15 protein-coding genes are annotated in these 13801 nt (G+C 39.7%); all 15 read right to left on the bottom strand.

Annotated features, from left to right (window positions below; translation table 11 throughout):
• A partial coding sequence (gene aroC / locus AC1DSL_RS13055; RefSeq protein WP_477532496.1) for a chorismate synthase occupies nt 1-872 on the bottom strand: 872 nt, incomplete at its 3' end.
• A 319-nt stretch (nt 873-1191) separates the two neighbouring features.
• Entirely contained in the window at nt 1192-1638 is a 447-nt protein-coding gene (ndk, locus tag AC1DSL_RS13050) for a nucleoside-diphosphate kinase (RefSeq protein WP_016427415.1), read from the bottom strand.
• A gap of 107 nt (nt 1639-1745) precedes the next feature.
• Nucleotides 1746-2720 carry a heptaprenyl diphosphate synthase component II gene (hepT, locus tag AC1DSL_RS13045; RefSeq protein WP_477532495.1) on the bottom strand — a complete coding sequence of 325 codons (975 nt, stop codon included), beginning with the start codon at nt 2718-2720 and terminating at the stop codon, nt 1746-1748.
• 23 nt (nt 2721-2743) lie between these two features.
• A complete protein-coding gene (locus AC1DSL_RS13040) occupies nt 2744-3445 on the bottom strand; it encodes a demethylmenaquinone methyltransferase (RefSeq protein WP_016427417.1) in 702 nt (233 codons plus the stop codon).
• 7 nt (nt 3446-3452) lie between these two features.
• Nucleotides 3453-4241, bottom strand: a complete 789-nt coding sequence (locus tag AC1DSL_RS13035; RefSeq protein WP_342541711.1) for a heptaprenyl diphosphate synthase component 1 — start codon at nt 4239-4241, stop codon at nt 3453-3455.
• Between the two features lie 84 nt (nt 4242-4325).
• Nucleotides 4326-4547, bottom strand: a complete 222-nt coding sequence (gene mtrB, locus AC1DSL_RS13030; protein ID WP_016427419.1) for a trp RNA-binding attenuation protein MtrB — start codon at nt 4545-4547, stop codon at nt 4326-4328.
• A 70-nt stretch (nt 4548-4617) separates the two neighbouring features.
• A complete protein-coding gene (gene folE / locus AC1DSL_RS13025) occupies nt 4618-5187 on the bottom strand; it encodes a GTP cyclohydrolase I FolE (RefSeq protein ID WP_016427420.1) in 570 nt (189 codons plus the stop codon).
• A gap of 386 nt (nt 5188-5573) precedes the next feature.
• Nucleotides 5574-5846, bottom strand: coding sequence for an HU family DNA-binding protein (locus AC1DSL_RS13020; protein ID WP_477532494.1), 273 nt, complete (start codon nt 5844-5846; stop codon nt 5574-5576).
• A 175-nt stretch (nt 5847-6021) separates the two neighbouring features.
• The gene (spoIVA, locus tag AC1DSL_RS13015; RefSeq protein ID WP_342541712.1) at nt 6022-7500 is read right to left on the bottom strand and encodes a stage IV sporulation protein A; all 1479 of its coding nucleotides are present in this window, start codon (nt 7498-7500) and stop codon (nt 6022-6024) included.
• Between the two features lie 228 nt (nt 7501-7728).
• Nucleotides 7729-8445 (bottom strand): hypothetical protein, encoded by a 717-nt coding sequence (locus AC1DSL_RS13010; protein WP_477532493.1) that lies wholly within the window; start codon nt 8443-8445, stop codon nt 7729-7731.
• Between the two features lie 7 nt (nt 8446-8452).
• Nucleotides 8453-8656 (bottom strand): DUF2768 domain-containing protein, encoded by a 204-nt coding sequence (locus AC1DSL_RS13005; RefSeq protein ID WP_342541714.1) that lies wholly within the window; start codon nt 8654-8656, stop codon nt 8453-8455.
• A 91-nt stretch (nt 8657-8747) separates the two neighbouring features.
• Nucleotides 8748-9770 (bottom strand): NAD(P)H-dependent glycerol-3-phosphate dehydrogenase, encoded by a 1023-nt coding sequence (locus AC1DSL_RS13000; RefSeq protein WP_477532492.1) that lies wholly within the window; start codon nt 9768-9770, stop codon nt 8748-8750.
• A gap of 26 nt (nt 9771-9796) precedes the next feature.
• Nucleotides 9797-11107, bottom strand: a complete 1311-nt coding sequence (der, locus tag AC1DSL_RS12995; protein ID WP_477532491.1) for a ribosome biogenesis GTPase Der — start codon at nt 11105-11107, stop codon at nt 9797-9799.
• 331 nt (nt 11108-11438) lie between these two features.
• On the bottom strand, nt 11439-12494 hold the full coding sequence (fni, locus tag AC1DSL_RS12990; protein ID WP_477532490.1) for a type 2 isopentenyl-diphosphate Delta-isomerase: 1056 nt from the start codon (nt 12492-12494) through the stop codon (nt 11439-11441).
• A gap of 12 nt (nt 12495-12506) precedes the next feature.
• Nucleotides 12507-13646, bottom strand: coding sequence for a 30S ribosomal protein S1 (gene rpsA / locus AC1DSL_RS12985; RefSeq protein ID WP_477532489.1), 1140 nt, complete (start codon nt 13644-13646; stop codon nt 12507-12509).
• Between the last annotated feature and the right edge of the window lie 155 nt (nt 13647-13801).

The following is a 13801-nucleotide window of genomic DNA, read 5'->3' as shown; positions in this document are numbered from 1 at the left end:
CTGGTATACCCTTGTTCCTCATTCCAAACAATTTCGTCATGTACTTGACTGCCTGGTTTACGAGCCATTTCAAATCCTAATCCAACTTCAACACCTTTGAATGCATTAATGCTCATTACTGCCATTGCAAGTTTGGCATCGAGTTTACGATCATAGTGAACATAGCTTCCTATTCCAGCTGGCATACCCTCCACAATGACTTCCACAACTCCACCGATAGAATCGCCGTTTTCTTTTGCTTCATCAATTGCTTTGACCATTAATTCTGAGGCCTGTGGGTCCAAGCAATAAACAGGATCCGCTTCAATGATTTCACGAATTTGCTTTACATCTAGACCTTCCCAAGCGGATGGATCTGCTTTTATGCCACCGATTTCTGTCACGTGCGAAACAATGTTGATCCCCAATTCCGAAAGTAACTGTTTTGCCACTGCACCAACAGCCACACGAACAGTCGTTTCTCGCGCGGAAGAACGTTCCAAAACGTTTCTTAAATCTGAATGACCATATTTCATGCCGCCGACTAAATCCGCATGCCCTGGTCGAGGACGCGTAATTTGTCGTTTGATATCATCTGGGTTCAATCCTTCTTCCAATGGTTCAATTCCCATGACATGTGTCCAGTGCTTCCAATCGTCGTTTGTAACCACCAGAGCAACTGGTGAACCTAATGTCTTACCGTGACGCACACCTGAAGTTATATCAACCGTATCGGTTTCAATTTGCATACGTCTGCCACGTCCATGACCACCTTGTCTTCTTTTTAAATCCTTATTGATCATTTCTGCTGTAATGGTTAATTGTGCGGGTAATCCTTCTATAATGGCGGTCAATTGTGGACCGTGAGATTCTCCAGCTGTTAAATAACGCATAACACTTTCCCCCTTCAACTCGCTAAAGTATTTTAAGTAACACTATAACACAAACCGATTTCATTTTCATCGTTCTTGAAAATATTAAAAAAAAGTCCGAAAATTCCTTCGGACGATTTTACTTACTATTTTCATTATAGGCTATTTTAAACTTAACTGTTATATATAGTCCATTTGCGCTTGTTGCACATTTCAAGAATGAGCCTACAAGTATGAAAACAACTATTATGTATGCAAATATAGTTCCATTATATCGCAAAGCTATATTTGCTTAAAATAAAAAGCAGTCAAATGAAAAATCATTTGACTGCTAAGTTAATTAGTTTACCCAGTTGTTAGCGTCTTTTGAATAAGAAACTAGTTCTTCTTCTTTGAAGAATAAACCGATTTCACGAACAGCGCTATCTGCAGAGTCAGAACCGTGAATGATGTTTTTGCCAACAGTTACTGCAAAATCGCCACGGATTGTTCCTGGAGCAGATTCTTTAGGGTTAGTAGCACCTACTAATAAACGAGAAGTAGCGATTACATTTTCGCCTTCCCAAACCATTGCGAAAACTGGTCCAGAAGTAATGAAGTCTACCAATTCACCGAAGAACGGACGCTCTTTGTGCTCGCCGTAGTGTTCGCCAGCAAGTTCAGGTGTGATTTGCATTAATTTTGCTCCAACAAGTTGGAAGCCTTTGTTTTCGAAACGACCAACGATTTCACCGATTAGGTTACGTTGTACGCCATCAGGTTTTACCATTAAGAAAGTTCTTTCCATAATTAACACTCCTTCAATTGTATGTTAGAGATTTATCCCCAAAATAGTTATGGATACTTTATCCACCGTAAAAAATATTACCATTGTCTCTTCGTTTGTTCAACACATTAAAATTTACGCTTGCCCATATATAGTGCAATATCTCGTAATGATTTTTTTGCACGCGACGCTGGAAGTGCATCGATTTCTTTTAAAGCTTTCTGCAAATACCGGTTGCTGATTGCTTTGGACTTCTCAATTGCATCTGATTCCCGAATCTTTTTAACGAGTGCTAAACGCTCTGTTTCAGTCATATTTCCTGATAGAGCATGTTCAAGATCTGGTCTGAATTCCGGCAAATCTTTCAAGAACAAAATCGGTAAAGTTATATTACCTTGTATCAAATCAGATCCGGCAGGTTTGCCTAATTCTTTATCAGTAGACGTAATATCCAAAATATCATCAATTATTTGGAATGACATGCCGACATAATATCCAAACCGCTTCAGATGATTGACGGTTTTTTCATCGGCTCCCGAGACAACTGCGCCGAGCTGACAGCTTGAGGAAATCAACAACGCTGTTTTTCTTTTAATCCGTCTAAAATAATCCTGAAGGCGTTGATCCAATTTGAATTTGTCTTCAATTTGAATGATTTCTCCAAGGCATATTTCAACCATTGTATAAGATAGGATTTGATGCGCTTTTGGATTCTGGATGTTCGTTATGTATTCAAGAGCACGGGCAAAAATAAAATCGCCGGTATACATGGCGACTCGATTATTCCACTGTGCTTTTACCGTTAATTGTCCAMGTCTCATTTCGGAATCATCTATTACATCATCATGTACCAATGAGGCCATATGAATAAGCTCCAGTGGTACAGCGACATGTTTAATTTGGTCAATTTGATAATTTCCAAACTTAGCTGCCAACAAAACAAAAACGGGCCGAATTCGCTTTCCGCCCGCATGCAATAAATGAAGAGAAGCTTCATTGAGTAAGTCTGAAGACGAATTCACCGCTATTTCCAATTCTTTTTCGATGAGATCTAAATCTGAACGCATATCAGAATAGAGCATCTTCAACTTCATCTTTTCCACAACAATTAACCTTCTCCCGCTATTTAAACTTTTTTAATGCCAATATGTCTCGCAGCTGCTCCGCCGCTATATGGCTTGTATTCAACTTGTTTGAATCCAGCATGTTCAAGCATTTTTGCAAGTGCCTTCATTCCTGGGAAATCTTTTGCCGATTCTTGTAACCAAGAATACTCTTTGTAGCTTTTGGCGAAAAACTTACCAAAGACAGGCATTACATATTTGAAATAAAAGCGAAACAGTTGTTTATAAACTGGCAACTCCGACTGCGAAGTTTCAAGACATACAAACATACCACCCGGTTTCAGGACGCGATGCATTTCTTTTAAAACCTGCATATAATCCGGTACATTTCGCAAACCAAATCCAATCGTAACATAGTCAAAGGTATGATCCGGATAAGGTAAATCCATCGCATTGCCATGAACAAGTTCAATCTGAGGATAATCTTTCACTTTTTCCATACCGACATTCAACATATTTTGACTGAAATCCAGTCCTATCGCTTTTCCAGAGGACCCTACAGCTTGACCCATTGAAATCGTCCAATCGGCTGTACCGCAGCAAACATCCAATGTGGTGCTTCCTGGTTCAACTTTCATTCGCGACATCGTATCTTCACGCCATTTTATATGTTGTTGAAAACTGATGACTGAATTCATCTTATCGTAATTCCCTGAAATTTTTTCAAATACTTCATGGACACGTTGCTCTTTTGTTTTGGTCATGCCTAGGTCACCTTTCTCTCATGACTGACACTTGTTCATTCAATCGGAGTTTGTACAAATCTAATAAGTATTTTCGGACAGGATGGCTTAATAGATGAGATTGTGAAATGTCTTCCATCATTTTGATTTTTTGATTTGAAAGTTCATGGTTCAGTAAGACGAGCCAGGAGTGTGAAAAATCAAATTCATCTTCGCTATCTGCTAACGACTCTTGAAAACGAGAACTTTTCCCTTGATTCACAAGATCCAACTCGTATTCTAATCGATGAATCATTAAGCCTCGACGAACAAATGATTGATATCCCACGTACTCAAAGTGTTCATGAAATTGAACAATAGATAAACTTTCAATGGTCTGAATGGTTTCCATCCATTGATCAAATGATTGCTTTACGTTGTCATAGACAGATGCCTTTTTCTCACTGATATCGATAATGCCATTGGATAATGAACGTATCAAATCGATATTGGAGAGTTTGGCTAACATTTGGTAATAGAGACCGCTATAGTAATCTCCGGCCAGCACAGTTAATTGCTGACTTTTGGACGAAGCATTTAATTCTTTAATCTGATCATGTGCCGCTAATGCACTATAAATGACTGCAACCGAAATAGCTGATTGTTCCTGCTCATCATTCCAATGCTCTCCATTCAAATATGGCAGAAGCAAAAAAAATAATCGGTCTTCGCGAAGATCCGGTTCGCCCGTATGGATACGAAGAGTCCGATGACGGACAGACATCAATATTTTCGACTTAAATTGTTCGATTGTTTGTTGAATGAATTGTTCGTTCATCGTACGTGCTCCATTTCGCTATATTGCCGGTGTCGTATTTTGTCATTATAGCACAGCAACGCTAGTCCTTCACGTAGACTGGACCTATTTTTTCGTTTCACTGTGAATCGTGCCATGAGTTGTTCGAATTTCTGCTTTCCCACGGATTTTCATCGCTGAAGTATGTTCAGTAAATTGTGCAATCATAACTTCGCCACGATCCAGTTTTTCAGAGTGATGAAATTTTGTGTCTGTGCCTCTAGTAAGTCCGATTACGTGAACACCATCTTCTTCTGCGCGGATTACGATATACTCCGTTTGTGCCATTCAGCATCCTCCTCCATGAACTTTATTGTCTATTTATCATAGCATAACCTAACTTTGTAAGTTTACTTGCTTAATTCATTTGAATGAACGATAAAATCTCACTACGTTTAATATCGTCTTCTTCGTAGACCCCACGTGCAACTGCCGTGACGGTTTTAGCTCCAGGTTTTTTTATACCTCGCATCGTCATGCACATATGTTCAGCCTCGATCACTACATATACACCATAAGGATTTAGCATCTCCATAATCGAATCTGCAATCGTAGACGTAATACGTTCTTGTAATTGCGGACGTCTTGCTGTTGTCTCTACTGCTCTCGCCAATTTGCTTAAGCCTGTAACGACTCCATCTCTCGGAATATAGGCGATATGCGCTTTTCCGTAAAAAGGAACTAAGTGATGTTCACACATCGAATGAAACGGAATGTCTTTTACTAAAACCAGCTCTTCATGGTCTTCATGGAAAACGGTTTTAAAGTATTCTTTAGGGTCTTCCTGCAGCCCTGAAAACATTTCAGCATACATCTTTGCCACACGTTTTGGCGTTTCAAGTAATCCTTCACGTTCTGGGTCTTCGCCTACTGCTTCCAGAATCATTTTCACTGCTTCTTCTATTTTTTGTAAATTTACTTTTGACATGATGGACGCCTCCTGAAATAATCACAACGCAAGCCAGATTGTTTTATGAGTTACTGCAMTTTACTAATGCAGACGACACAAATCGAGCTTTAATCCTCAAAGAATAAAATGAAATTGAGGGATATGTAATGAATATAAATAATACTACTGAATCGTAGCATACCATCAAATGTTACGCAAAAACGCTTCATTCGTCTAGATTCTTTTTTAAAAAGAGAAAAGCTCTTATCTGGTGCGACACTGTAAACTAAAAAAAAGCTTCCAAAATATAAGGTGCTAGCGAAAATATATGTTAATTAAAAGTATCGTTTAACTAAACCAAATAAAAAAAGAACGACTTCTGTGAGAATTCACAAAAGCCGTTCTTATGTAGGTTCAGACACGTATTATTTTACCGCGTCCTTAAGCGCTTTACCTGGTTTGAAAGCAGGTACTTTGCTTGCAGCGATTTCGATTTCTTTACCTGTTTGTGGGTTACGACCCTTACGAGCAGCACGTTCACGAACTTCAAAGTTACCAAAACCAATTAGCTGGATTTTTTCACCCTTTGCAAGAACATCTTGAATTGTATCAAATAACGCATCAACTGCTTTAGAAGCATCTTTTTTCGAAAGATCTGCAGCTTCAGCTACAGAGTTCACTAATTCTGTTTTATTCACACCATTCACCTCCTCTCAAAGGGGATGGAACCTCAATCATGTAAAAAGAGTATCATAACCAAAAAGCCTACGCAACAATATTTCCACCACAATTTCCAACTTCATGCAGAAAATGCCCTCATAACAAAAAAGAACGGGACTTTTCGCATAGTAAAATGCGATGCCCCGTTCTTTTTTATAGAATAAAGGTGACGCTCCCGCGATCGCCTTCGTTTACCATTCGTTCAATCGTCTCACGCATGCGTCTCTTCGCATGAGTTGGAACAGCTTCTGTTTTGAATTTCATGCTTTCCTTCAGCATTTCGTGAAGTGGAGTACCGAATAAAGATGTTTGCCATAAGGCATCACGGTTGTGCAGGTAGGCATCTTTTAAATCTTTTAATAACTGTTGACTATGGAATTCCGAGCCAATCAATGGTGAGAACTCTGCATCCATATCTACACGGATAATGTGTAGTGAAGGTGCTTTTGCTTTCATCCGGACACCAAAGAAATTATTTTCTTTAATTAACTCTGGTGCTGAAGGCGTGAAATCTTCCATTGTCGGTAGAGTCACACCATAACCACTTTCTTTTGCCATTTCAATGGCTTCGTGGAACCTTAAATATGATTTTTTTGCATATGATGCTTCTTTTACGTATAAAAGCCAATCTTTTTTCGAGACAATCGGTTCTTCCAGGAAGTCCTGATATACCGATTGAAACGCATCATCTGTTAAATCGATTTGAATGGATGCTTTTCCTTTACCTGCATTCACTTCAATGACTTCAGCGTTTGCAACGTGAGGTTCTTCAGATAAAAATGTAGCCAGATCTTTCACATCTCTGATTTTTGCAACTTGTTGAGACCAAGAATCCAAAGAATTTTGAATCGATTGTTTAAGTGGATGATCACTTTCCAATACATCCATCCATTCCGGTTTCAAAAGTTCAAATGTTGTCACTGGAAACTCATACAGCGCTTCTTTCAATACCCATTGAATCTCTTGGACTGTCATTTGATCCACAGCTGTCGCAATGACCGGCACGTTGTATTTGTCACATAATTCCTGGCGCAATGCATGAGTTTGATCATGAGCCGGGAATCGGGTATTCAGAACAACTACAAAAGGTTTTCCAATCTCTTTTAACTGACCGATAATTTCTTCTTCAACACCCTCGACTGCTGCTCTCGGAATGTCGTTAACCGAACCGTCTGTTGTCATTACAATCCCAATTGTAGAATGGTCACGGATAACTTTATCTGTGCCGATTCTTGCAGCTTCCTGGAACGGGATTGGTTCATGATGCCATGGGGTGTGAACGTACTTCGGACCGTTCTCATCTTCATGGCCTTTTACACCCTCAATAATATATCCTACACAATCCGCCAGGCGAATATGGAATCGGAATGCGTCGTCACCCACTTGAATGCTAGTACCATGAGCTGGCACAAATTTCGGTTCAGCTGTCATAATTACTGCACCAGGAGAGCTCTGAGGTAGTTCATCTTGTGCACGGATTCGGTCCACTTCATCCGTCATATTCGGAATTACTAAACTTTCCATTACCCGCTTTACAAAAGTAGATTTTCCTACTCGTACCGGTCCAACAACACCAATGTATACATCTCCATTTGTCCGTTCGGCTATTTGTTGATAAAGCTCTTCAGCCATATCGTTGCCCCCTTTCCTACGCACTTTATCGTATGCACAAAAAAAACGTTTCATGCATATGCACGAAACGTTTCTCTTTATTTCTTTAAATTCTAGTTCAATAAGTAGCATAAAAATAGCCGAGGAGGTCAATGCGGCGTAGTTTTTGAGCACCGCAGCGTATGTTCTCAATACGTGAGGAGCAAGAAACAAGCCAACGAAGAGATCTGATAGCTATTTTTAGCGGACCTATTTAACTTCCTTTTGTAGAAATTCTGGTTCATTCTTTTCATTGACAGTGTATGGTAGCGAGTAAGCTGGCAAAACAGGGTATTTGTCTACCAATAGATAACGAATATCTTCACCAGGTTTGACATCTGGTTTATCTTCTTGGAGGATGCGATTTAACTCAATCGAGTAATCGATATAAATAGACCCATCTCCCGTTGCAACTAATGGGAGATTTACGTTTGAATATGGACTAGGTACTGTTTGTTCCTCTTTGTAACCCATGATTTTGTAATCCAGTTTATATACATTTTCCGCGACTTGTTCCGCTATAGGCCCATACCCATTTGCGCCAAGTTTAATATTTAATTCTCTTATTTTTTCAGCAGAACGTAAATCAACCAATTTGACCGTTGGATTTTCTTCGACATCCATGATGACATATTGAAACAAACCACCATTTTCGTACGCATTTGGAGGAATTTCACTTAAATAAGCCGGAACAATCTTTTCGAAATCAATCGGATATTTAATGTATTGATCAACATCTTGATCCCTTGTTTTAATAGGCAATAAACCACCTGTAGTCTCTTGGAACTGTTCTACAGCGGCTTGTACTGAAGCCAATTGCTCTTCATTGGGTCTTTGATTTTCTACCCGTTCCGATTCGGGATACATACATCCCGACAACAATATTGCAATGAGGATTAATAGACTTAATTGTGATATTTTCTTCATGATTTTCTTACGAACCCCCTGTTGGACCGCTAAATACTATATATATCATACATAAGAATCCAATGATTAGAAGTACATATGAAACAAGTGCAAATAGAAATTTAATAACACGATTATTGATTTTATTTCGACTGACATAAATTAAGCACATAGAAATCATCATGAAGCCCATTGCAGCAAACGAAATCCACATTTTGTCTAGTGATGACATAAAATTAACCACCTTTCACTATCTCTCAACGAATAAGTATAACACGAAAAAACAAGAGGTACAGACGCTCTACCCCTTGTTTTGTGACGATTTATAGATACTCGTATAAATCTTCCATTTCATGTTTCTTCACGCGATCCATCAACTGATCAACTGCTGATTTTGGATCTACTTGTTCAAATAACACGGCATAAAGAGCACTGGTGATCGGCATGGGAACATCATGGAATTTCGACAACTGGTATGCAGCTTTTGTGGTGCGTACACCTTCAACAACCATTCCCATTTGCTCCAACACTTCATCCAGGTTCATCCCTTTACCCAGCATGCTGCCAGCCCGCCAATTTCGAGAATGAACGCTTGTACAGGTCACAATTAAGTCCCCAATGCCTGTTAAGCCTGAGAACGTTAAGGGATTGGCACCCATTTTTGTTCCTAAGCGGGCAATTTCAGCAAGTCCTCTTGTTATTAGAGCAGCCTTGGCATTATCACCGTATCCCAATCCATCAGTTATTCCTGCAGCCAGTGCAATGATATTTTTCAATGCACCGCCCATTTCTACTCCAATGACATCAGAATTGGTATATACGCGGAAGTATCCATGCATTAACAAATCCTGTACTTTTTCAGCATATTGAATATTTTCGCACGCTGCTGTCACGGTAGTCGGGTGTTTCAAAACTACTTCTTCGGCATGACTCGGACCCGATAGAACTACAATTTCTTCTATCAAGTGAGCGGGCAATTCTTCCCTCATCACTTCAGAAATACGTTTTAATGAGTCTGGTTCAATACCTTTTGACACGTGAACAAAAAGAATAGGTTCCTGTATCCACTCTTTGATATTGCGGCATACTTCACGAATGCCTTTCGTCGGAACAGCCATGACCACTATTTTCCCATGTCTGGCTGCTTCTTCTAGGGATGAAGTAGCTATCAACGAATCTGGTAATACAGTTCCAGGTAGATACTTTTCATTTGTATGTTGCTGATTGATTTCGTTTGCCTGATCTTCACGGTGCGACCATAGCAAACAATCATGACCGTTTTCTGCAAGAACAATACTTAACGCTGTCCCCCAGCTTCCGGCACCTAAAACGACTACTTTTTCCATGTTAGCAACTCTCCTACTGAAACAAATTACGTTCTAGCGCGTGTAATAAGACGAATTGGTGTCCCTTCAAAATCGAAAGATTCACGAATTCTATTTTCAAGGAAGCGTTCATATGAGAAATGCATGATTTCTGGTTCGTTCACAAATACGACAAATGTCGGTGGCTTGATCGCAACTTGTGTAGCGTAATAAATACGCAGACGACGGCCTTTGTCTGTCGGTGCAGGGTTACGCGCAACTGAATCCTCAATTACTTCGTTCAAGACACTAGAAGTAACACGCATTGCATGGTTTTCACTGACACGGTTGATAATTGGTAAAATTGAATGCACACGCTGATTAGTTTTTGCGGATACGAAAATGATTGGTGCATAATCGAGGAATAAGAAATGTTCACGAATCATTTTTGTTGTTTTGTTCATCGTTTTCTCATCTTTTTCAACAGCATCCCATTTATTTACGACGATAATGACTGCTTTACCCGCTTCGTGTGCGTAGCCGGCAATTTTTTTATCTTGTTCCTGAATACCTTCTTCAGCGTTTAATACGACTAAAACAACGTCGGAACGTTCAATTGCACGAAGAGCACGAAGCACACTGTATTTCTCAGTCGTTTCGTAAACTTTCCCTTTTTTACGCATACCAGCTGTATCGATGATGACATATGGCTGGTCTTCATATTCATATTGAGTATCGATTGCGTCGCGTGTAGTACCTGCGATTTCGCTTACGATGACTCGTTCATCCCCAAGGAAGCTGTTCACTAAAGAAGACTTCCCTACATTCGGACGACCGATGAGTGAGAATTTGATGACATTCTCTGGATATTCTTCTTCATCCTGTTCAGGGAAGTTTTTCGCCACTTCATCGAGCAGATCCCCTAATCCAAGACCATGGGAACCAGAGATCGGGAATGGTTCACCGAATCCAAGTGAATAGAAATCATAAATCATGGACCGCATGTCTGGATTATCTATTTTATTGATTGCCAGCACGACTGGTTTTTTTGTTTTATACAATATTTTCGCCACTTGTTCATCAGCAGCAGTTACACCTTCACGACCATTGGTAAGGAAGATGATGACATCTGCTTCCTGGATCGCGATTTCTGCTTGCTGACGGATTTGTTCCAAAAATGGCTCGTCCCCAATTTCGATACCGCCTGTATCGATTAAATTGAATTCATGAGTCAGCCAATCTGCCGAGCTGTATAAACGATCGCGTGTGATTCCTGGGATATCCTCTACGATTGATATACGTTCCCCTACAATCCTGTTAAAGATTGTGGACTTTCCGACATTCGGCCGGCCTACGATAGCTACTACCGGTTTAGACATATATAATTCATCCTTCCAACTTCTTCTCTAAAGTATTATACATGAGAAAAACACAGGTTGCACCCCAATGGTGAAAGCAAGTATATTTCGTATACTGATATCCGGACTATTTCAAGAAAATATCAGTGCACGTAAAGTGTAAAACGCCATGATAGCTCGACTTTATGGAATGTTGAAAAGTCCAAGTTAGTCGGACTTCGACGTTTCATGGTGAAAAACATTGTTCGAACGGCAATGGGCGCAGTATTCCAATTTTTATGCTTTTGTACATTTAATATATCCAACAAAAATAAAAGAGATGCAGACAGTGGAGAATGTCTGCATCTCTTTATTATTTTCGATTGGCATATGTATGAGTATCTATTCCTCGGAGAGTGAGATAGTGATATAAATCACCTGATATGATTAAAGGAGATTGTTGTAACTCCTGAATAGATTCAGCCCCAAGAGAAACCATCAACATCGTTAAATCTTCATTCATTTGCTTAATTTCTTGAATGGTTGCTTCTTCCCCATCCTCAACCAACTTCTTTAATAAGACGCCGGCAAGGCCAACCGAAGAAGCTCCCAGTGCTAAACACTTCACGACATCGAGAGCGTGCTGGACACCTCCCGATGCAATCACGGGTAGCATTGAGGACGTTACTGAAGAGGTTTCTATCAAAGCAGCAGCAGTAGGAATACCCCATTCATTGAAATAGGACAGTTTCCTTTGTCTACGCTCATTTTCAATTGCCGCAAAGTTCGTTCCGCCAAATCCACCTACATCAATCGCAGCTACATTAATTTCCTGAAGTTTAATCGCAGTTTCCCTTGAAATGCCAAAACCAGTTTCTTTAACAATTACCGGCACTGTCAATTCATTTACAATTGATTCAATCCTGGATAAAGCTCCTTTGAAATCTCGATCTCCTTCAGGCATTGTCAATTCCTGGATAACATTCAAATGAATCTGTATTGCATTGGCCTCCAACATATCGACTGCTCGTTTTGCTTGGTCCACGGTAGCCTCACTACCCAAATTGGCAAGTATCACACCATTCGGATTCTCTTTTCTCACAGTCGAGTATGTAGCTATTTCTTCGGGATTTTTAAGAGCCGCCATTTGAGATCCAACGGCCATGGGAATATTCATTTCTTTGGAGATACGGGATAGTTGGCTATTTAACTCAGCCGTTTTAGCTCCTCCGCCACCGGTCATTGCATTAATAAAAAAAGGCGAACCAAAAACAAGTTCGCCCAGTTGAGTCTGCAATGACACACTGTCCCAATTACTGTCAGGCAGTGCTTGATGAACAAAACGAACATCATCTAACCATGTCTCTCTTGATTGTCCTGTAGACAACGCATGCTTTATATGGTCCAATTTTCGTTCAGCTCTAGTCATAAGATTACTCCGTTATTTAAAGTTTTTTAATTTATCACCAATAACATCACTGATCGAGAAACCTTTAGCTTCTTCAGGCATTTCATAATCAGTGCCTGAATAACCATCTTCCTTCTCCAACAAATCTTTAATGCTTAGTGACAATCGTTTATCTTGTTTGTTTACGTCCAATACTTTCACTTGCACTTCTTGGCCCTCTTTTAACACTTCATGAGGAGTGCCGATATGTGAATGGGCAATTTGAGAAATATGAACCAATCCTTCTATTCCAGGGAATACTTCAACAAAAGCACCATATGAAACTAGTCTTTTTACAGTCCCTGTATGAACAGACCCTCTTGGCGCCTTATCTTCGATGCCTTCCCAAGGTCCAGGAAGTGTATCTTTAATGGATAAAGAAATGCGCTCACTGTCCCGGTCAACAGAAAGAACTTTGACTTTTACTTCCTGGCCTTCCTGGATAACGTCAGAAACTTGCTCAACATGTTCATGGGATAATTGTGAAATATGAACAAGTCCATCGACACCACCAAGATCAACAAACGCTCCAAAAGCAGCAATTCTTTGAACGGTACCAGTTAGCTCATCACCTGGATGAATATGATCGAGTACACTTTTTTTATTCGATTGTTTTTGTTCTTCCACCACTGCACGATGGGATAAAATCAAACGATTTTTTTCTTTTTCCATTTCAACGATCTTGAATGTCAGCACTTTGCCTTTGTAATCGTCAAATGATTCCACAAAGTGATCTTCGACCAGTGAAGCGGGAACAAATCCACGTAATCCAAGATCAACAACTAGTCCACCTTTTACTACGTCTTTTACTTCAGCTTCGATAATTTCCCCACTGACGAATTTTTGTTCCAAAGAATCCCAAGCTTCAGCMGCATCAACTTTACGTTTTGATAACACAAAATTGTCATCTTCTACTTTTGTAATAATTAGTTGCAATTCATCTCCAATTGAAACGACGTCAGAAGCTTTTTCAATGTGCAAGCTTGACAGTTCACTAATCGGGATTATTCCATCAAACGGTGCACCCTCAATTGTGACAGTTACTGCCTTTTCTTCAACTTGGGCAACCGTACCTTTCACAAAACTTCCTTCACGGAAATCCTGGTTTTCCTGCAAGTTCATTTCCTCAGACATATAGCATCCTCCTTCACAACGTTCCAATCTTTATTTTATGCGAATTCTTTAATAAAAACAAAAATTTTCACTTTTTCAAAACAAAAATTACATTTATTATACTTTGTTTTCATCCAATAATTTTTGGATACGTTCCATGATGACTGTTGTTACTT

Source organism: Paenisporosarcina sp. P4_D4 (assembly GCF_056401835.1).
The sequence above is the reverse complement of the archived record's forward strand: the minus strand, read 5'-3'. Positions and strand labels throughout refer to the sequence as shown.

What these genes read in the sequence shown, in the direction of transcription:
- ndk (WP_016427415.1), bottom strand. Translation starts at nt 1,638, where the DNA reads ATGGAAAGAACTTTCTTAATGGTAAAACCTGATGGCGTACAACGTAAC.
- AC1DSL_RS13040 (WP_016427417.1), bottom strand. Translation starts at nt 3,445, where the DNA reads ATGACCAAAACAAAAGAGCAACGTGTCCATGAAGTATTTGAAAAAATT.
- AC1DSL_RS13035 (WP_342541711.1), bottom strand. Translation starts at nt 4,241, where the DNA reads ATGAACGAACAATTCATTCAACAAACAATCGAACAATTTAAGTCGAAA.
- mtrB (WP_016427419.1), bottom strand. Translation starts at nt 4,547, where the DNA reads ATGGCACAAACGGAGTATATCGTAATCCGCGCAGAAGAAGATGGTGTT.
- folE (WP_016427420.1), bottom strand. Translation starts at nt 5,187, where the DNA reads ATGTCAAAAGTAAATTTACAAAAAATAGAAGAAGCAGTGAAAATGATT.
- spoIVA (WP_342541712.1), bottom strand. Translation starts at nt 7,500, where the DNA reads ATGGCTGAAGAGCTTTATCAACAAATAGCCGAACGGACAAATGGAGAT.
- AC1DSL_RS13010 (WP_477532493.1), bottom strand. Translation starts at nt 8,445, where the DNA reads ATGAAGAAAATATCACAATTAAGTCTATTAATCCTCATTGCAATATTG.
- AC1DSL_RS13005 (WP_342541714.1), bottom strand. Translation starts at nt 8,656, where the DNA reads ATGTCATCACTAGACAAAATGTGGATTTCGTTTGCTGCAATGGGCTTC.
- AC1DSL_RS13000 (WP_477532492.1), bottom strand. Translation starts at nt 9,770, where the DNA reads ATGGAAAAAGTAGTCGTTTTAGGTGCCGGAAGCTGGGGGACAGCGTTA.
- der (WP_477532491.1), bottom strand. Translation starts at nt 11,107, where the DNA reads ATGTCTAAACCGGTAGTAGCTATCGTAGGCCGGCCGAATGTCGGAAAG.
- fni (WP_477532490.1), bottom strand. Translation starts at nt 12,494, where the DNA reads ATGACTAGAGCTGAACGAAAATTGGACCATATAAAGCATGCGTTGTCT.